Raw genomic sequence first — 20,798 nt, 5'->3', positions numbered from 1 at the left:
TGCGAGAAAATACCCATCACGCTGTAACACAAACGGGCGAGGCGCTTTGTAAGCGCACCCGCCCGGAATTTCTTTCCGCTTTTTCTGCTAAACCCGGGTTCGGGAAGCTTAGAAACGGAAGTGCGAGAACGCCTTGTTGGCTTCTGCCATCCGGTGAACTTCGTCGCGCTTCTTCATCGCGCCGCCACGGCCTTCGGCCGCTTCGGAGAGTTCACCTGCCAGACGCAGGGCCATCGACTTCTCGCTGCGCTTCTTCGCGGCTTCACGCAACCAACGCATCGCCAATGCCATACGACGCGACGGACGCACTTCGACCGGAACCTGATAGTTCGCACCACCAACGCGGCGGCTCTTAACTTCGACCACCGGCTTGACGTTGTTGAGCGCTACCGTGAACACTTCCAGCGGGTCCTTGCCACCCTTGGTCTGGATCTGTTCGAAAGCGCCGTACACGATACGCTCAGCAACCGACTTCTTGCCGGAGAGCATCAGCACGTTCATGAACTTTGCAACATCTACGTTACCGAACTTCGGATCCGGCAACACTTCCCGCTTGGGGACTTCGCGACGACGCGGCATGTTTCTTCCTTTACTTTTTCAGTTGGAGCTGTTTTTAGCCCCGCGGCCACCAACTAACCCGATTCATCTCTAACGACTTACCAGCCCGGTCGGGTGACCACTTACTCGACAGCACCGGCGATTCCGGCACCACCGCTATTACCGCCTTTGCAGGCGACCTGAAACTACACTGACCGGCTAATTACTTGCCGGCCTTGGCACGCTTCGCACCGTACTTCGAGCGAGCCTGCTTACGATCCTTGACGCCCTGGGTATCCAGCGAGCCGCGAACCATGTGGTAACGCACACCCGGCAAGTCCTTAACACGACCGCCGCGAATCAGCACGACCGAGTGTTCCTGCAGGTTGTGGCCTTCACCACCGATGTACGAAATAACTTCGAAGCCGTTCGTCAGACGAACCTTGGCAACCTTACGCAGTGCCGAGTTAGGCTTCTTAGGCGTCGTGGTGTACACACGGGTGCACACGCCGCGACGCTGGGGGCAGTCCTGCAAAGCCGGGCTCTTGCTCTTCGTCGTTTCCGACGCGCGGCCTTTGCGAACCAGTTGATTGATGGTTGGCATTGTTTATTCCTGAAATTGAACAAAATCGACGCATCTGTTTCCGGGCAAAGCAGAAACGATTGCGCATCGAACTTCCGAACTAGGGTGTCGGCGCACGAATTGACTTCGCACACAGGCATTCCAAGAACCGGAACCTAGCATAATATTCCGAAAATGCTAAGCGAGTCAACAGGTTGCATTGTTTCGCACGCCTGCCGACCTCAAACTAGGCTCACCGACACTCAGTCGGCAGCAACGACTTCCAGCAACTCGTCGCCAAAACGGTCGAGTTTGCGGGCACCCATGCCCGGAATGCCGCGCAAATCCTCGATGGAATCGGGGCCGTTGCGGGCAATTTCGGCCAGCGTGGCGTCGTGGAAAATAACGTAGGCCGGCACGCCGTCGCTTTTCGCCGTCTCCGTGCGCCAGGCGCGCAGTCGTTCCCAGCGGGCGCGCTCGCGCGGGCCCATGCCGATCGTCGGGTCGGCGCGCTCGCTGGTGCGACCGGATGACTGGCGGGTGCGCGTTGGCTTCACGTAGCGGCGCATCGTGACGTTCTGCTCACTCTTCAACACTGCTTTGGCCGCCTCGGTCAGCATGAGCGAGCCGAAACCTTCGTGGTCGACGGTGAGATAGCCGAATGCGACGAGCTGGCGAAAGATGGCGCGCCACTCCGGCTCGCCGAACGCCGCCCCGATCCCAAAGGTGGTGAGCTTTTCGTGGCCGCGTTGCAGGATCTTCTCGCTGCGGTTGCCACGCAGAATGTCGATCAGGTGCCCGGCGCCAAAGTGAAATCCACTCGCCCGCTGCGCGCGGAACACGCATGACAGCGCCATCTGCGCTTCGCGCGTCGCGTCCCATGTATCGGGCGGCTCGATGCAGTTGTCGCAGTTGCCGCACGGCTTGCTGGATTCGCCGAAATACGCGAGCAGCCGCACCCGGCGGCAGGTCGCCGCTTCGCACAGCCCGAGTAACGCGTCGAGCTTGCCGGTCTGCACGCGCTTATGCGCATCGTCGGCGTCGGACTCGTCGATCATCTTGCGCTGCTGTACGACGTCGCCCAGACCGTACGCCATCCAGGCGTTCGCCGGCATGCCGTCGCGGCCTGCGCGCCCGGTTTCCTGGTAGTAACCTTCGACACTCTTCGGCAAATCAAGATGCGCCACGAAGCGCACGTCCGGCTTGTCGATGCCCATGCCGAAGGCGATCGTCGCGCACATCACGATGCCCTCCTCGCGCTGAAACATCTCCTGATGCTTCTGGCGAATTTCGAACTCCATGCCGGCGTGGTAAGGCAACGCGCGCATCCCTTTCTCTTTCAGCCACTCTGCCGTTTCTTCGACCTTGCGACGCGACAGGCAGTAGACAACGCCGGCGTCGGTCGTGCCATCCGGTTTCGAGTGTTCGGCGCGAATGAAGTCGAGCAATTGCGTACGCGCATTGTCCTTTTCGACGATGCGATAGCGGATGTTCGGGCGATCGAAGCTGGAAACAAAGATGCGCGCGTCATCGAGCGCGAGACGGTGGACGATTTCGTCGCGCGTAATCGCGTCGGCGGTCGCGGTGAGTGCAATGCGCGGCACGTTCGGAAAGCGCTCATGCAGCACCGACAGCTGAATATATTCAGGACGGAAATCGTGCCCCCATTGCGACACGCAGTGCGCTTCGTCGATGGCGAACAATCCGATGCGCGTGCGCTCGAGCAACTCCTGGAAACGAGGCGTCATCAAGCGTTCCGGCGCCACATACAGCAGATCGATTTCACCTTCACGCAACGCGCGCTCGGTGGCCATCGCCTCCGCGCTCGACAGCGTCGAGTTCAGGTAAGCGGCGCGCACGCCGACCTCCGTGAGTGCGGCAACCTGGTCCTGCATCAACGCGATCAGCGGGGACACCACGATCCCCGCTCCGCAGCCTGCTTCGCGCCGCACCAGCGACGGGATCTGATAGCACAGCGATTTACCGCCGCCCGTTGGCATCAGCACGAGACAATCGCCACCGCCGGCGACGTGTTCGACAATTTCGCCCTGCTGTCCTCGGAATGCGGGGTAGCCAAAAACTTCGTTGAGGATTTCGAGCGGACGGGACATGAATTGGAGAGAAGCAGCTTGATGCCGGTGACACGAATTTTACCAACGCATTCGTGCTGCGCCCGCGCTTTGATGCAACGTTAGCCGTTCGGCCTACGAAGTCACAAAGAAGCGCGTGAGAAAGCAGCGCAAAAAAAAGCCGCTCAGTCGAAACTGAGCGGCTTCGCTGGCTGGTGAGCCCAGGCGGCTTGCGCCGCCGGGACTTACTCGCCTGAGTGCTGCTGTTCGGCAGCCGGGGTTTCCGGCGTACCGAATTCGAACGACTCTTCCGCTGCGATCTGATCGAAACGCTCGCGGTCGGACAGTTCCTTGCTCTTGCGTGCCTTGTGGAAGGCGAGACCCGTACCAGCCGGAATCAGACGACCAACGATCACGTTTTCCTTCAGCCCGCGCAGATCGTCGCGCTTGCCCATGATCGCCGCTTCGGTCAGCACGCGAGTCGTTTCCTGGAACGACGCCGCGGAGATGAACGAATCGGTCGACAGCGATGCCTTCGTGATACCGAGCAGCACGTTGTCGTAGGTTGCCGGGATCTTGCCTTCCGCAGCCATCCGGTCGTTCTCGTCGAGCATATCCGAGCGCTCGACCTGTTCGCCCATGATGAAGCGCGTATCGCCGTTATCGACGATCTGCACGCGGCGCAGCATCTGACGGACGATCACTTCAATGTGCTTGTCATTGATCTTCACGCCCTGCAGACGATACACGTCCTGCACTTCGTCCACGATGTAACGCGCCAGCGCCTCGACGCCCTGCAAACGCAGAATGTCGTGCGGATCAGCCGGCCCGTCGACAATCATTTCGCCCTTGTTGACGACCTGACCATCGTGCACCAGAACCTGCTTTTCCTTCGCGATCAGGAACTCGTGCTGATTGCCTTCGAGGTCCGTGATAACGAGACGCTGCTTGCCCTTCGTGTCCTTACCGAACGACGTCGTGCCCGTGACTTCCGCCAGAATACCGGCGTCCTTCGGCGAGCGCGCTTCGAACAGTTCGGCCACACGCGGCAGACCACCGGTAATGTCGCGAGTCTTTTGCGATTCAACCGGGATACGTGCGAGCACTTCACCGACCTGCACTTGCTGACCATCCTTCACGGTGATCAGAGCGCCGACCTGGAAGCCGATCTGCACCGAGTGCTCGGTGTTCGGGATCTTGACTTCTTCGCCGTTCGCGTCGAGCAGCTTGACCTGCGGGCGCACCGTCTTCGACGCTTGCGAACCGCGGCGCTTCACGTCGATCACGACCAGTGTCGAGAGACCCGTCACATCGTCGATCTGCTTGGCAACCGTCACGCCTTCTTCGACGTTTTCGAACTTCACCGTACCACCGTATTCGGTGATGATCGGACGCGTCATCGGATCCCACGTCGCCAGTTGCGTGCCGGCCTTGATCTGCGCGCCGTCCAGTTGCAACAGCGTCGCGCCGTACGGCACCTTGTGACGTTCGCGCTCACGGCCGTGGTCGTCGGTGATCATGGCTTCGCCCGAACGCGAGATGACGATCTGCTCGCCCTTCGCATTGGTAACGTAACGCATGGTCGCCGTGAAACGCACCGTACCGTTCGACTTGGCTTCAACCGACGAAGCCACTGCTGCACGCGATGCCGCACCACCGATGTGGAACGTACGCATCGTGAGCTGCGTGCCCGGTTCACCGATCGACTGAGCAGCGATCACGCCGACTGCTTCACCGACGTTGACCGACGAGCCACGACCCAGGTCGCGGCCATAGCAGGCTGCGCACAGGCCGTAACGCGTTTCGCAAGTCAGCGGCGTACGCACGCGCACTTCGTCGATGCCGAGGCGTTCGATTTCTTCGACCGCGTCTTCGTCGAGCAACGTACCCGTTTCGTACAGCGTTTCCTGCGATTCCGGATTGACGACGTCAGCCACCGTCACGCGACCCAGGATACGGTCACGCAATGCTTCGACGACTTCACCGCCTTCGACCAACGCCTTCATGGCGACGCCGTTGGACGTACCGCAATCGTCCTCGACCACCACCAGATCCTGCGTCACGTCGACCAGACGACGCGTCAGGTAACCCGAGTTTGCCGTCTTCAGTGCCGTATCAGCCAGACCCTTACGTGCACCGTGGGTCGAGATGAAGTACTGCAACACGTTCAGGCCTTCACGGAAGTTCGCCGTAATCGGCGTCTCGATGATCGAGCCGTCCGGCTTCGCCATCAGGCCGCGCATACCGGCCAGCTGACGAATCTGAACCGCCGAACCACGAGCACCCGAGTCAGCCATCATGTAGATGGAGTTGAACGATTCCTGACGCGTTTCGTTGCCGTCGCGATCGACCACCGGTTCCGTCGACAGCTGTTCCATCATCGCCTTGCCGACCGCTTCCGACGTTGCCGACCAGATGTCGACCACGTTGTTGTAGCGTTCTTGCGACGTGACGAGACCCGACATGTACTGACGGTCGTATTCCTTCACCTTCTTCGCGGCGTCGCCGACGATCTGTTCTTTCTGCGGCGGCACGAGCATGTCGTCGACGCAGATCGAGATACCAGCGCGCGTTGCCAGGCGGAAACCCGACTGCATCAACTGATCGGCGAAAATCACCGTTTCACGCAGACCGCACTTGCGGAATGCGGTGTTGATGAGGCGCGAGATTTCCTTCTTCTTCAGCGGCTTGTTCAGCACCGAGAACGGCAGGCCCGGCGGCAGAATTTCCGACAGGATCGAACGGCCAACCGTAGTCGCATACAGCGTGATCTTCGGCACGAATGCCGGCGCACCTTCCGACTTGTCTTCGTTGTGGACCATTTCCGTGATCCGCACGTTGACGCGCGAGGCCAGCTCGACTTCCTTGTTCTCGTACGCACGCAGCGCTTCCGAGACGCCGGTGAACGTCAGGCCTTCGCCCTTGGCGTTCACTGCTTCACGGGTCGCGTAGTACAGGCCGAGCACAATATCCTGCGACGGCACGATCGACGGATCGCCGTTGGCCGGGAACAGGATGTTGTTCGACGCCAGCATCAGCGTACGCGCTTCCATCTGCGCTTCGAGCGACAGCGGCACGTGCACAGCCATCTGGTCACCGTCGAAGTCGGCGTTGAACGCCGCGCAAACGAGCGGATGCAGCTGGATTGCCTTACCTTCGATCAGCACCGGCTCGAAAGCCTGAATGCCAAGACGGTGCAGCGTAGGCGCACGGTTCAGCATGACCGGATGCTCGCGGATCACCTCTTCGAGGATGTCCCACACCACCGGCGTCTGGCTCTCGACTTCCTTCTTCGCAGCCTTGATGGTGGTAGCAACACCCATCACTTCGAGCTTGTTGAAGATGAACGGCTTGAACAGTTCGAGCGCCATCAGCTTCGGCAGACCGCACTGATGCAGCTTGAGCGTCGGGCCGACCACGATCACCGAACGGCCCGAGTAGTCCACGCGCTTACCAAGCAAGTTCTGACGGAAGCGACCGCCCTTACCCTTGATCATGTCAGCGAGCGACTTCAGCGGACGCTTGTTCGCGCCGGTCATTGCCTTACCGCGACGACCGTTGTCGAGCAGCGAATCGACGGCTTCCTGCAGCATCCGCTTTTCGTTGCGAACGATGATTTCAGGCGCCTTCAGTTCGAGCAGACGCTTCAACCGGTTGTTACGGTTGATCACGCGGCGATACAGGTCGTTCAGGTCCGACGTCGCGAAGCGCCCGCCATCCAGCGGCACCAGCGGACGCAGTTCCGGCGGCAGCACCGGCAGCACTTCGAGCACCATCCAGTCAGGCTTGATGCCCGAACGCTGGAAAGCCTCGAGCACCTTCAGGCGCTTCGCATACTTCTTGATCTTCGCTTCCGAACCCGTGTTCTTGAGTTCGGTGCGCAGCATCTCGACCTGTTCGTCGATATTGATCGCGCGCAGCAGTTCGCGAACGCCTTCCGCGCCCATCTCGGCACGGAATTCGTCACCGTACTCTTCGACCTTGTTGTAGTAATCCTCTTCCGTCATGATCTGCCGCGCTTTCAGCGGCGTCATGCCCGGATCGATCACCACGTAGGCTTCGAAGTACAGCACGCGCTCGATGTCGCGCAGCGTCATGTCGAGCACCATGCCCAGACGCGACGGCAGCGACTTCAGAAACCAGATGTGAGCGACCGGCGAGGCCAACTCAATGTGGCCCATCCGTTCGCGACGCACCTTGGCGAGCGTCACTTCGACGCCGCACTTTTCACAGATCACGCCACGATGCTTCAGGCGCTTGTACTTGCCGCAAAGGCATTCGTAGTCTTTGATCGGCCCGAAGATCTTCGCGCAGAACAGACCATCGCGTTCCGGCTTGAACGTCCGGTAGTTGATGGTTTCCGGCTTCTTCACTTCACCGAACGACCACGAACGGATCTTGTCTGGCGAGGCCAGACCGATCTTGATCGCGTCAAAAACTTCAGGCTGTTGGACTTGCTTGAATAGATCGAGCAGAGCTTTCATTGCTTTCTCTCCGTAGTCCGATTAGTTGCGGTCGAGGTCGATATCGATACCGAGCGAGCGGATTTCCTTCACCAACACGTTGAAGGATTCCGGCATGCCTGCATCGATCACGTGATCGCCCTTGACCAGGTTTTCATAAACCTTGGTCCGGCCCGCCACGTCATCCGACTTCACCGTCAGCATTTCTTGCAGCACGTACGATGCGCCGTACGCTTCGAGCGCCCACACTTCCATTTCACCGAAACGCTGGCCACCGAACTGCGCCTTACCGCCCAACGGCTGCTGTGTCACGAGCGAGTACGGGCCCGTGGAACGCGCGTGCATCTTGTCGTCGACCAAGTGGTGCAGCTTCAGGTAGTGCATGTAGCCGACCGTCACCGTACGTTCGAACATCTCACCCGTGCGGCCGTCATACAGACGCACCTGGTTCTTCGACGGCGTCATGCCGAGGTTCTTCGCGATGTCGTCCGGGAAGGCCAGATCCAGCGCGCGCGACATTTCTTCTTCCGTCGCACCGTCGAACACCGGCGTGGCAAACGGAACGCCTTCGCGCAGGTTCTTCGCCAGTTCGACGATTTCGTCGTCCGTGAAGCTGTCCAGCTCTTCAGCGCGGCCCGACTCGTTGTAGATCTTGGTCAGGAATTCGCGCAGTTCAGCAATCTTCGCCTGACGTTGCAGCATTTCGCCGATACGCCAGCCGAGACCCTTCGCGGCCCAACCCAGATGCACTTCGAGAACCTGACCCACGTTCATCCGCGACGGCACGCCGAGCGGGTTCAGAACGACGTCAGCCGGACGGCCGTCGGCCATGTACGGCATGTCTTCGATCGGAACGATCTTCGACACCACACCCTTGTTACCGTGACGGCCGGCCATCTTGTCGCCAGGCTGCAGACGACGCTTGACTGCCAGATACACCTTGACCATCTTCAGCACGCCCGGCGGCAGTTCGTCGCCTTGCGTGAGCTTCTTGCGCTTTTCTTCGAACGCCAGATCGAACTGGTGACGCTTCTGTTCGATCGAGTCCTTGATAGCTTCGAGCTGTGCCGCTGCTTCTTCGTCCGCGAGGCGGATGTCGAACCAGTGGTAGTGGTCGAGATCTTCCAGGTAAGCCTGTTCGATCTTCGTACCCTTCGCGAGCTTCTTCGGACCGCCGTTCGCGACCTTGCCGGTCAGCATACGTGCGAGACGCTGGAATGCATCGCCTTCCACGATACGCAGTTGGTCGTTCAGGTCGAGGCGATAACGCTTCAGTTCATCGTCGATGATCTGTTGCGCACGCTTGTCGCGCTGAATGCCTTCACGCGTGAACACTTGCACGTCGATGACCGTGCCGCTCATGCCCGACGGCACGCGCAGCGACGTGTCCTTCACGTCCGAAGCCTTCTCACCGAAGATCGCGCGCAGCAGCTTTTCTTCCGGCGTCAGCTGGGTTTCGCCCTTCGGCGTCACCTTACCGACCAGCACGTCGCCTGCTTCGACTTCAGCGCCGATGTAGACGATGCCCGACTCGTCGAGACGGCCAAGTTGCACTTCGGCCAGGTTCGAGATGTCGCGCGTGATTTCTTCCGGTCCGAGCTTCGTATCGCGAGCTACGACGTTCAGTTCTTCGATGTGGATCGACGTGTAACGGTCGTCAGCGACCACCTTCTCCGAGATCAAGATCGAATCTTCGAAGTTGTAGCCGTTCCACGGCATGAACGCCACCAGCATGTTCTGGCCGAGAGCCAGTTCGCCGAGGTCGGTCGATGCACCGTCAGCCAGCACGTCGCCACGCGACACGATATCGCCGACCTTCACGATCGGGCGCTGGTTGATGTTCGTGTTCTGGTTCGAACGCGTGTACTTGATCAGGTTGTAGATGTCCACGCCGACGTCGCCGGCAACGGCTTCATCGTCGTTCACGCGAATCACCATACGGCCTGCGTCGACGTAATCGACCACGCCACCGCGGAATGCCTGAACCGTCGTACCCGAGTCGACTGCCACCGTGCGTTCGATACCCGTACCGACCACGGCCTTTTCAGGACGCAGACACGGCACAGCCTGACGCTGCATGTTCGAACCCATCAATGCGCGGTTCGCGTCATCGTGCTCGAGGAACGGAATCAGCGATGCTGCCACCGAGACGATCTGCGACGGCGCCACGTCCATGTACTGGATGCGGTCCGGCGTGACCATCAGCGTTTCGCCTGCTTCACGCGACGACACCAGTTCGTCGGTCAGCGAGCCATCAGCAGCAACCGCCGCGTTCGCCTGAGCGATCACGTAACGGCCTTCTTCGATCGCCGACAGATAGTCGATCTGATCGGTCACCTTGCTGTCCACAACCTTGCGATACGGCGTTTCGAGGAAGCCGTATTCGTTCAGGTGCGCGTACAGTGCGAGCGAGTTGATCAGGCCGATGTTCGGACCTTCCGGCGTTTCAATCGGGCACACACGGCCGTAGTGGGTCGGGTGCACGTCGCGGACTTCAAAGCCAGCGCGCTCACGCGTCAAACCGCCCGGGCCAAGTGCCGAAACACGGCGCTTGTGGGTGATTTCCGACAGCGGGTTGGTCTGGTCCATAAACTGCGACAGCTGCGACGAACCGAAGAACTCGCGAATCGCCGACGAAATCGGCTTCGAGTTGATCAGGTCGTGCGGCATCAGGTTTTCGCTTTCGGCTTGACCGAGGCGTTCCTTCACAGCACGTTCGACACGCACGAGACCTGCGCGGAACTGGTTTTCAGCCAGTTCGCCGACGCAACGCACACGACGATTGCCCAAGTGGTCGATGTCGTCCACTTCGCCCTTGCCGTTACGCAGTTCGACCAGGATCTTGATCGTTGCGAGGATGTCGTCGTCCTGCAGCGTCATCGGGCCGACGATTTCGTCGCGACCGACACGGCGGTTGAACTTCATACGACCCACCTTGGACAGGTCGTATGCGTCTTCGCTATAGAACAGACGATTGAACAGCGCCTCGACCGCTTCTTCGGTCGGCGGTTCGCCCGGACGCATCATGCGGTAGATCGCGATGCGAGCGGCCATCTTGTCCGCGGTTTCGTCGATACGCAGCGTCGACGAAATGTACGGACCTTGATCCAGATCGTTCGTGTAGAGCGTCTGGATGTCTTTGATCTTCGATTCGCGGAGCTTCTCGAGGACGGTTTCGGTGATTTCGTCGTTCGCGTTAGCGATGACTTCGCCCGTATCGCCGTCGACGACATTCTTCGCCAGCACGCGCCCGAGCAGATAGTCTTCCGGCACCGAGATGAACTTCGTCTTCGCGTTGTCGAGATCGCGAATGTGCTTGGCGTTGATCCGCTTGTCCTTCTGGACGATCACGTTGCCGTCACGATCCGAAATGTCGAAACGTGCGACTTCACCACGCAGACGCTCGGGCACGAATTCCATCTGCGCGCCTTCCGGCATCAGCGTGAAATTGTCGAACACGAAGAAGTTTGCGAGGATCTGTTCCGGCGTCAGGCCGATCGCCTTCAGCAGGATGGTGACCGGCATCTTGCGACGGCGGTCGACGCGGAAATACAGCACGTCCTTCGGATCAAATTCGAAGTCGAGCCACGAACCGCGGTAAGGAATGATACGTGCCGAGAACAGGAGCTTGCCCGAGCTGTGCGTCTTGCCCTTGTCGTGTTCGAAGAACACGCCCGGCGAACGATGCAGCTGCGAAACGATCACACGTTCCGTGCCGTTGATGACGAACGAACCCGTCGGCGTCATGAGCGGAATTTCGCCCATGTACACTTCCTGTTCCTTCACTTCCTTGACGACCGGCTTGCTCGGCGATTCCTTGTCGAGCAGCACCAGACGCACTTTCGCGCGCAGTGCCGAGCAGTACGTCAAACCGCGCTGCTGACATTCCTTGATGTTGAATGCCGGCGGCGACAGCATGTAGCTGACGAACTCGAGACGAGCAAAGCCGTTATGCGAAACGATCGGGAAAACGGACGTGAACGCAGCTTGCAGGCCTTCCGGCTTGCGCTGCGTGGACGACGTGTCTGCTTGCAGAAACGTGCTGAATGATTCAAGCTGGGTAGCCAGCAGGAAAGGTACTTGGTGAACGATGGGGCGCTTCGCAAAACTCTTGCGAATGCGCTTCTTCTCGGTGAAGGAATATTGCATACGATCTCCGAATCACGGCGGGCATTGTTGTCGAGGCAGGATACCTTGATGAGACAACCCGAGTGTTCACCGACTGAGACCCGTTGGCCGTCCGATGGCTTGAACGAGCCTTGAAGCTTGGTGGTTGGCCGCTACCAACCGCTGGCTGACGGCAGCGGATGCCTGTGTTGCCCGCTACCCGACCAAACTTGCCTTCTGCAGTCGCTTCAGAAGACAAAGAGAAGTGCCGGTCAAAAATACCGATAGGCGATTTTCTTTGGCTTCTGGGGCTTCCGTTCCTGCCGAAACTGGCTGGCAAGAACGTAGTCCCCACAAAGCACAAAAAGGCCGGCGGTGGAAAACCGCCAGCCTTCGCACAACGCGCTGAAACTTACTTGATTTCAGCCTTCGCGCCGGCTTCTTCCAACTTCTTCTTGGCTTCTTCAGCAGCAGCCTTCGGTACCGATTCCTTAACAGGCTTCGGTGCACCGTCGACCAGGTCCTTCGCTTCCTTCAGGCCGAGACCCGTCAGTTCACGAACAGCCTTAATAACCGAAACCTTGTTCGCGCCGACTTCCGTCAGGTTGACCGTGAATTCGGTTTGCTCTTCAGCAGCAGCAGCAGCGCCGCCGCCTGCCGGGCCTGCCACTGCAACAGCAGCTGCCGACACGCCAAACTTTTCTTCGAACGCCTTGACCAGCTCGTTCAGTTCCAGAACCGACATCGAGCTTACTGCCTCGAGGATGTCATCTTTTGCGATTGCCATTTGAAATACTCCTAAATTGAATTCGGATACAGCCAGCGATCAATCACGCTCGACTGAAGTGCGTTACGCAGCAGCTTCTTCGCCTTGTTTCTTTTCTGCCAGCGCGGCCAGAGCGCGCGCAAAGCCGGAAACAGGTGCTTGCATAACGTACAACAGCTTGGAGAGCAGCTCTTCGCGGCTCGGGATGCTTGCCAGCGCTTGCACGCCAGCCTTGTCCATCACCTTGCCTTCGTAGGAACCAGCCTTGATGACTAACTTGTCATTGCTCTTGCTGAAGTCATTGACGACCTTAGCAGCAGCAATTGCATCTTCCGAGATGCCGTAGATCAGGGGGCCAGTCATCTGCTCTGCCAGCGAAGCAAACGGGGTACCTTCGACAGCGCGACGCGCCAGCGTGTTTTTCAACACGCGCAGGTACACCTGTTGCTCACGCGCTTTCGCGCGCAGCTTGGTCAGATCGCCAACCGCGATTCCACGATACTCAGCCAGAACCACGGTCTGGGCTTTCGCGACTTGCGCGGCAACCTCAGCGACGACGGCCTGCTTGCTTTCTTTGTTAAGTGGCACGGTTAACCTCCAGATTCGATACACGCAGCGTGCGCTTTGTGTACCGCGTTCAATAACGGCGTCCGACCAGTCAGGAGTATTTCGACCGCCTGAAACCCACATTGCTGCGGGCTTCAACCGGCTTCATCACTACAAAACCTTTTCGGGTTCGCCATCTGCGTTGGCTTTACATTAAGGGACCGCCTACCTGCTGCGTTCCCGCCAACGGTCTTTGACAACCGGTCGCTCGACGCAGACTGCCATCTTGCGACCGCCCAAAGCCCATAAAACCGCCTCGACTCACATCGAGGCGATGAAAATTATTACTGTGCTGCGATCGATGCCTGGTCGACGCGAACGCCAACACCCATCGTGCTCGACAGCGCAACCTTGCGCAGGTAGACACCCTTGCTCGTTGCCGGCTTAGCCTTTTGCAGCGCGTCGACCAGAGCGTTCAGGTTGCTACGCAGAGCCGTCGGCTCGAACGAAGCACGGCCGATCGTGGCGTGGATGATACCGGCCTTGTCGACACGGAATTGCACCTGACCAGCCTTGGCGTTCTTGACCGCAGTCGCGACGTCCGGCGTAACCGTGCCAACCTTCGGGTTCGGCATCAGGCCGCGCGGGCCGAGGATCTGACCGAGCGTACCGACAACGCGCATCGTGTCCGGCGAAGCGATGACGATGTCGAAGTCCAGCTTGCCAGCCTTGACCTGTTCAGCCAGGTCTTCCATACCGACGACTTCTGCGCCAGCTGCACGAGCTTGCTCAGCCTTTTCGCCTTGTGCGAACACTGCCACGCGAACCGACTTACCGGTACCAGCCGGCAGGACGACCGAGCCGCGAACCACTTGGTCCGACTTCTTCGCATCGATGCCGAGCTGCACTGCGACGTCGATCGACTCGTCGAACTTCGCGCTTGCGCATTCCTTCACGAGCGACAGAGCTTCGTCGATCGCGTACAGTTTTTGACGATCAACCTTGGCTGCAAATGCTTGCAGACGCTTTGAAAGCTTAGCCATTTACACGCCCTCCACGGTGATGCCCATCGAGCGGGCGCTACCAGCGATCGTACGAACTGCTGCGTCCAGATCAGCTGCCGTCAGATCGGGCATCTTGGTCTTGGCGATGTCTTCAGCTTGAGCGCGGGTGATCTTGCCGACCTTGTCGGTATGCGGCTTTGCCGAACCCTTGTCGATCTTCGCTGCCTTCTTGATCAGAACCGTAGCCGGCGGCGTCTTCAGAACGAACGTGAAGCTCTTGTCCGCGAACGCGGTGATCACGACCGGAATCGGCAGACCCGGTTCCATTGCTTGAGTCTGCGCGTTGAACGCCTTGCAGAACTCCATGATGTTCAGGCCGCGTTGGCCCAGTGCCGGACCGACCGGCGGCGACGGGTTGGCTTTACCTGCAGGAATCTGCAGCTTGATAAAGCCGATGATTTTCTTTGCCATTTTGAAAACCTCTTAGGAACGCCGCAGTGGTACAAGCGGACATTCAGTGAGTAGTAGCGCGCGTTCGTCAAAATGCAGACTACTTACGCTCCTCAACGGCCATTACGCGGACCGTAAGCGCGAAATACGGAACGCACCGACTGGTGCGCCCCGTAGAATTCTGGATTACAGCTTTTCGACCTGGCCGAATTCCAGCTCGACCGGCGTTGCGCGGCCGAAAATCGTAACGGAAACACGGACACGCGACTTCTCGTAATTCACTTCTTCGACGCTGCCGTTGAAATCCGTGAACGGACCATCCTTCACCCGCACCATCTCGCCTACTTCGAACAGGGTCTTCGGACGCGGCTTTTCCACGCCTTCCTGCATTTGCGACATGATCTTCTCGACTTCCCGCGGGGAAATCGGGCTCGGACGATTACGCGCACCGCCTACGAAACCCGTCACCTTTGCCGTGTTTTTCACGAGGTGCCACGTTTCGTCTGTCATTTCCATTTCCACGAGCACGTAACCCGGAAAGAAACGACGCTCGGTCACTGACTTGTGACCGCCTTTCACCTCGACCACTTCTTCAGTCGGAACGAGGATTTGACCAAATTGGTCTTGCATGCCAGCACGTTCGATGCGCTCCTGAAGCGCACGTTGCACGCTCTTCTCCATGCCGGAGTAGGCGTGCACCACATACCAACGCTTGCCGCTCGGGGATGCCGGAGTATCGCTCATATCATTTCCAACCCAGAATCACCGAGAAAATCGCCCATTCAATGGATTTATCGCTAACCCAAAGAAAGATTGCCATGACGAACACGAAGCCGAACACTACGAGCGTTGTCTGGGTAGCCTCTTTACGAGTCGGCCAGACAACCTTACGAACTTCTTTGTACGAGTCTTTGGCGAAAGCGATGAAACCCTTGCCAGGCGCGGAGAGAAGACCGACTGCAACACCCGCGATAGCGCCAACAGCCAAGGCGGCTCCGCGGACGTACCATTCCTGGCCGCTGAGCCAGAAGAACCCCACGAACCCGGCCAAGACCAACAATACGCCCGCGACGAGCATCAGCTTGTCGCCGGATGTATTTACAGTTTCGACGGAAGGATTCGCCATAACACCTTAACGAAGCGCCACATGTGGCGCGAGAGTTGGCAGGGGCAGAGGGAATCGAACCCCCAACCTTCGGTTTTGGAGACCGACGCTCTGCCAGTTGAGCTATACCCCTAAACCATTTTGGGGTTGACGGCACCGCCAACCCCGAAACAACCGATCAACGAGAACTATCTGGCGTTACTCGAGAATCTTGGCAACCACACCTGCGCCGACCGTACGGCCGCCTTCGCGAATTGCGAAGCGCAGACCTTCTTCCATCGCGATCGGATTGATCAGCTTCACCGTGATCGACACGTTGTCGCCCGGCATGACCATTTCCTTGTCCTTCGGCAACTCGATCGAGCCCGTCACGTCCGTCGTACGGAAGTAGAACTGCGGACGATAGTTGTTGAAGAACGGCGTGTGGCGACCGCCTTCGTCCTTGCTCAGCACGTACACTTCAGCCGTGAAGTGCGTGTGCGGGTTGATCGAACCCGGCTTCGCCAGAACCTGGCCACGCTCCACGTCTTCACGCTTCGTGCCGCGCAGCAGGATACCCACGTTGTCGCCGGCCTGACCCTGGTCGAGCAGCTTGCGGAACATTTCCACGCCCGTGCACGTCGTCTTCACCGTCGGCTTGATACCGACGATTTCGATTTCTTCGCCGACCTTCACCACGCCGCGCTCAACGCGACCCGTCACCACCGTGCCGCGACCCGAGATCGAGAACACGTCTTCCACCGGCATCAGGAACGCACCGTCAACTGCGCGCTCCGGCGTCGGGATGTACGTATCCAGCGCGTCGGCCAGGTTCATGATCGCCACTTCGCCCAGCTCGCCTGCGTCGCCTTCCAGCGCCAGCTTGGCCGAACCCTTGATGATCGGCGTGTCGTCGCCCGGGAAGTCGTACTTCGACAGAAGTTCGCGAACTTCCATCTCGACCAGCTCCAGCAGCTCAGCGTCGTCCACCATGTCGCACTTGTTCAGGAACACGATGATGTACGGAACGCCAACCTGACGCGCCAGCAGGATGTGCTCACGCGTTTGTGGCATCGGGCCGTCGGCGGCCGAGCACACCAGGATCGCGCCGTCCATCTGCGCTGCGCCCGTGATCATGTTCTTCACATAGTCAGCGTGGCCCGGGCAGTCGACGTGTGCGTAGTGGCGGTTAGCCGTTTCGTACTCGACGTGCGCCGTGTTGATCGTGATGCCACGTGCCTTTTCTTCCGGCGCCGCGTCGATCTGGTCGTATGCCTTTGCTTCGCCGCCAAACTTCTTGGTCAGCACCGTCGTGATCGCTGCCGTCAGCGTGGTCTTGCCGTGGTCAACGTGACCGATCGTGCCGACGTTCACGTGCGGCTTGGTCCGCTCAAACTTACCCTTGGCCATTTTCGACTCCTAAGAGGATTTATCCGTACGTTGCGCCGCGCGCAAACAATCACCGAGTACTTCTGGTGCCCATGGGCAGGATCGAACTGCCGACCTCTCCCTTACCAAGGGAGTGCTCTACCACTGAGCCACATGGGCGCTACTTCTTTGTTACTGGAGCGGGTGAAGGGAATCGAACCCTCGTCGTAAGCTTGGAAGGCTTCTGCTCTACCATTGAGCTACACCCGCAAGGATCCATGGATTCCCAACTACTGCTACAACTTGCATTCTGGTGGAGGAGGTTGGATTCGAACCAACGTAGGCGTAAGCCAACAGATTTACAGTCTGCCCCCTTTAGCCACTCGGGCACCCCTCCGCAGAGAACTGATGATTATGAGGGAACAACCGCTTGCTGTCAAGGCTTGCTTGACCGTTCCAAACTCATAGCTCTCACTTATATAGTGAGTCGAACGCCGCCGTAAACGCAGAAACCCCACCTTTGCGGGTGGGGTTTCTGTTTGCTGCGGGGGAGCCTGACGATTACCTACTTTCACACGGGAATCCGCACTATCATCGGCGTGGAGTCGTTTCACGGTCCTGTTCGGGATGGGAAGGGGTGGGACCGACTCGCTATGGTCATCAGGCATGACTTGTTGCCGTGTCGCCCTGGCGGGCGGCACAACCAATCGGGAAGAAGTAGTTTCTGATGATGGTTTCATCAGATGAAGTCTGGGCTGTGTTGTTTCCGGCACAACACTGATCTCAACCGTGCGTGTGTAAAACACACCGGTTATAGGATCAAGCCTTACGGGCAATTAGTATCAGTTAGCTTAACGCATTACTGCGCTTCCACACCTGACCTATCAACGTCCTGGTCTTGAACGACCCTTCAAGGGGCTCGAAGCCCCGGGGATATCTCATCTTAAGGCGAGTTTCCCGCTTAGATGCTTTCAGCGGTTATCTCTTCCGAACATAGCTACCCGGCGATGCCACTGGCGTGACAACCGGTACACCAGAGGTTCGTCCACTCCGGTCCTCTCGTACTAGGAGCAGCCCCCTTCAAATATCCAGCGCCCACGGCAGATAGGGACCAAACTGTCTCACGACGTTTTAAACCCAGCTCACGTACCTCTTTAAATGGCGAACAGCCATACCCTTGGGACCGGCTACAGCCCCAGGATGAGATGAGCCGACATCGAGGTGCCAAACACCGCCGTCGATATGAACTCTTGGGCGGTATCAGCCTGTTATCCCCAGAGTACCTTTTATCCGTTGAGCGATGGCCCTTCCATACAGAACCACCGGATCACTATGACCTGCTTTCGCACCTGCTCGACTTGTCGGTCTCGCAGTTAAGCACGCTTATGCCATTGCACTATCAGCACGATTTCCGACCGTACCTAGCGTACCTTCGTACTCCTCCGTTACACTTTGGGAGGAGACCGCCCCAGTCAAACTGCCTACCATGCACTGTCCCCGACCCGGATCACGGGCCAAGGTTAGAACCTCAAACAAACCAGGGTGGTATTTCAAGGACGGCTCCACGCAAACTGGCGTTCACGCTTCATAGCCTCCCACCTATCCTACACAGATCGGTTCAAAGTCCAATGCAAAGCTACAGTAAAGGTTCATGGGGTCTTTCCGTCTAGCCGCGGGGAGATTGCATCATCACAAACACTTCAACTTCGCTGAGTCTCGGGAGGAGACAGTGTGGCCATCGTTACGCCATTCGTGCAGGTCGGAACTTACCCGACAAGGAATTTCGCTACCTTAGGACCGTTATAGTTACGGCCGCCGTTTACCGGGACTTCAATCAAGAGCTTGCACCCCATCATTTAATCTTCCGGCACCGGGCAGGCGTCACACCCTATACGTCCACTTTCGTGTTTGCAGAGTGCTGTGTTTTTATTAAACAGTCGCAGCCACCAGTTTATTGCAACCCCTTCACCCTTCTCGCGCAGGCGAGTCAGGCTACAGGGGCGTACCTTATCCCGAAGTTACGGTACCAATTTGCCGAGTTCCTTCTCCCGAGTTCTCTCAAGCGCCTTAGAATACTCATCTCGCCCACCTGTGTCGGTTTGCGGTACGGTCTTGTTAAACTGAAGCTTAGAGGCTTTTCTTGGAACCACTTCCGATTGCTTCTTCACCTAAGTGAATGGCCTCGCACCCTTGAATTGCGCGCCCGGATTTGCCTAAGCGCCTTCTCCAATGCAAGGACCGGGACTTCCAACACCCGGACAACCTTCCGCGATCCGTCCCCCCATCGCATTTAACAATGGTGCAGGAATATTAACCTGCTTCCCATCAGCTACGCATTTCTGCCTCGCCTTAGGGGCCGACTCACCCTACGCCGATGAACGTTGCGTAGGAAACCTTGGGCTTACGGCGAGGGGGCCTTTCACCCCCTTTATCGCTACTCATGTCAGCATTCGCACTTCCGATACCTCCAGCGCACTTTTCAGTGCACCTTCGCAGGCTTACGGAACGCTCTCCTACCATGCACATCAATGTGCATCCGCAGCTTCGGTATATTGCTTAGCCCCGTTACATCTTCCGCGCAGGACGACTCGATCAGTGAGCTATTACGCTTTCTTTAAAGGATGGCTGCTTCTAAGCCAACCTCCTGACTGTTTTAGCCTTCCCACTTCGTTTCCCACTTAGCAATATTTGGGGACCTTAGCTGGCGGTCTGGGTTGTTTCCCTCTTGACACCGGACGTTAGCACCCGATGTCTGTCTCCCGTGATTGCACTCTTCGGTATTCGGAGTTTGCTATGGCGTAGTAATCCGCAATGGACCCCACAACCATGACAGTGCTCTACCCCCGAAGGTGATACACGAGGCACTACCTAAATAGTTTTCGGAGAGAACCAGCTATTTCCAGGTTTGTTTAGCCTTTCACCCCTATCCACAGCTCATCCCCTAACTTTTCAACGTTAGTGGGTTCGGACCTCCAGTACGTGTTACCGCACCTTCATCCTGGCCATGGATAGATCACCTGGTTTCGGGTCTACACCCAGCGACTGAATCGCCCTGTTCGGACTCGCTTTCGCTACGCCTGCCCTAATCGGTTAAGCTTGCCACTGAATGTAAGTCGCTGACCCATTATACAAAAGGTACGCAGTCACCCCTTGCGAGGCTCCTACTGTTTGTATGCATGCGGTTTCAGGATCTATTTCACTCCCCTCCCGGGGTTCTTTTCGCCTTTCCCTCACGGTACTGGTTCACTATCGGTCGATCACGAGTATTTAGCCTTGGAGGATGGTCCCCCCATCTTCAGACAGGATTTCACGTGTCCCGCCCTACTTGTCGTACCCCTGGTTCTTCCTCGCTGTTTTCGTCTACAGGGCTATCACCTGCTATGGCGGCACTTTCCAGAGCCTTCGACTAACAATGAAGATAAAGAGTACAGGCTGGTCCCATTTCGCTCGCCACTACTCTGGGAATCTCGGTTGATTTCTTTTCCTGCGGTTACTTAGATGTTTCAGTTCACCGCGTTCGCTTCACATGACCTATGTATTCAGTCATGGATGACCCATTCGGGCCGGGTTTCCCCATTCGGATATCGGTGGATCAAAGCTCGTTTGCCAGCTCCCCACCGCTTTTCGCAGGCTACCGCGTCCTTCATCGCCTGTGATCGCCAAGGCATCCACCACATGCACTTGTTCGCTTGACCCTATAACGGGTGTGTCTCCCACCTCATCCACTGGGAATGACGTGTTCCTCACAATCGCTACAGGTTGAGTATTCGTGTTGCGCCGTATTCCAAAAGCGATCTCTCGATCCCTCTTTTCATACATTGATACAATCACAACCCTGATTC

General features: G+C 58.0%; 12 protein-coding genes, 4 tRNA genes and 2 rRNA genes. All 18 read right to left on the bottom strand.

The annotated features are described in order from the left end of the window. Nucleotides 1-108: 108 nt before the first annotated feature. The 18 genes from rpsG to B0G76_RS00090 all read right to left on the bottom strand — a co-directional run bounded on the left by rpsG (nt 109) and on the right by B0G76_RS00090 (nt 20,651). Entirely contained in the window at nt 109-579 is a 471-nt protein-coding gene (rpsG, locus tag B0G76_RS00175) for a 30S ribosomal protein S7 (RefSeq protein WP_006053291.1), read from the bottom strand. A 181-nt stretch (nt 580-760) separates the two neighbouring features. Next, nucleotides 761-1,141: a 30S ribosomal protein S12 gene (gene rpsL / locus B0G76_RS00170; protein ID WP_006998493.1), complete on the bottom strand. Its 381-nt coding sequence runs from the start codon at nt 1,139-1,141 to the stop codon at nt 761-763. 221 nt (nt 1,142-1,362) lie between these two features. Beyond that, entirely contained in the window at nt 1,363-3,210 is a 1,848-nt protein-coding gene (gene recQ / locus B0G76_RS00165; protein ID WP_120289163.1) for a DNA helicase RecQ, read from the bottom strand. Nucleotides 3,211-3,413: 203 nt separating this feature from the next. Continuing rightward, complete coding sequence (gene rpoC / locus B0G76_RS00160; RefSeq protein ID WP_120289161.1) at nt 3,414-7,652, bottom strand: DNA-directed RNA polymerase subunit beta'; 4,239 nt, start codon at nt 7,650-7,652, stop codon at nt 3,414-3,416. 21 nt (nt 7,653-7,673) lie between these two features. Further along, on the bottom strand, nt 7,674-11,780 hold the full coding sequence (rpoB, locus tag B0G76_RS00155; RefSeq protein WP_120289159.1) for a DNA-directed RNA polymerase subunit beta: 4,107 nt from the start codon (nt 11,778-11,780) through the stop codon (nt 7,674-7,676). Nucleotides 11,781-12,150: 370 nt separating this feature from the next. Beyond that, entirely contained in the window at nt 12,151-12,525 is a 375-nt protein-coding gene (gene rplL / locus B0G76_RS00150) for a 50S ribosomal protein L7/L12 (protein ID WP_054043372.1), read from the bottom strand. Between the two features lie 63 nt (nt 12,526-12,588). Next, a complete protein-coding gene (gene rplJ / locus B0G76_RS00145) occupies nt 12,589-13,092 on the bottom strand; it encodes a 50S ribosomal protein L10 (RefSeq protein ID WP_120289157.1) in 504 nt (167 codons plus the stop codon). A gap of 302 nt (nt 13,093-13,394) precedes the next feature. After that, nucleotides 13,395-14,093 (bottom strand): 50S ribosomal protein L1, encoded by a 699-nt coding sequence (gene rplA, locus B0G76_RS00140; RefSeq protein ID WP_007180145.1) that lies wholly within the window; start codon nt 14,091-14,093, stop codon nt 13,395-13,397. Then, nucleotides 14,094-14,525 carry a 50S ribosomal protein L11 gene (gene rplK / locus B0G76_RS00135; protein WP_025496715.1) on the bottom strand — a complete coding sequence of 144 codons (432 nt, stop codon included), beginning with the start codon at nt 14,523-14,525 and terminating at the stop codon, nt 14,094-14,096. Nucleotides 14,526-14,690: 165 nt separating this feature from the next. Further along, entirely contained in the window at nt 14,691-15,248 is a 558-nt protein-coding gene (gene nusG / locus B0G76_RS00130; RefSeq protein ID WP_007180147.1) for a transcription termination/antitermination protein NusG, read from the bottom strand. A 1-nt stretch (nt 15,249) separates the two neighbouring features. Then, a complete protein-coding gene (secE, locus tag B0G76_RS00125) occupies nt 15,250-15,630 on the bottom strand; it encodes a preprotein translocase subunit SecE (protein WP_011490062.1) in 381 nt (126 codons plus the stop codon). Nucleotides 15,631-15,666: 36 nt separating this feature from the next. After that, nucleotides 15,667-15,742, bottom strand: a tRNA-Trp gene (locus B0G76_RS00120). Between the two features lie 65 nt (nt 15,743-15,807). After that, a complete protein-coding gene (gene tuf, locus B0G76_RS00115) occupies nt 15,808-16,998 on the bottom strand; it encodes an elongation factor Tu (protein ID WP_120289155.1) in 1,191 nt (396 codons plus the stop codon). Nucleotides 16,999-17,061: 63 nt separating this feature from the next. Further along, nucleotides 17,062-17,136, bottom strand: a tRNA-Thr gene (locus tag B0G76_RS00110). A gap of 16 nt (nt 17,137-17,152) precedes the next feature. Then, nucleotides 17,153-17,226, bottom strand: a tRNA-Gly gene (locus B0G76_RS00105). A gap of 41 nt (nt 17,227-17,267) precedes the next feature. Continuing rightward, nucleotides 17,268-17,353, bottom strand: a tRNA-Tyr gene (locus tag B0G76_RS00100). A 155-nt stretch (nt 17,354-17,508) separates the two neighbouring features. Then, a 5S ribosomal RNA gene (gene rrf, locus B0G76_RS00095) occupies nt 17,509-17,621 on the bottom strand. A 150-nt stretch (nt 17,622-17,771) separates the two neighbouring features. Further along, nucleotides 17,772-20,651, bottom strand: a 23S ribosomal RNA gene (locus B0G76_RS00090). Nucleotides 20,652-20,798: the final 147 nt, after the last annotated feature.

The organism is Paraburkholderia sp. BL23I1N1, from assembly GCF_003610295.1.
Lineage (GTDB): Bacteria > Pseudomonadota > Gammaproteobacteria > Burkholderiales > Burkholderiaceae > Paraburkholderia.
Note: the sequence above shows the minus strand (reverse complement) of the source record. Positions and strands in the feature narration are given on the sequence as shown.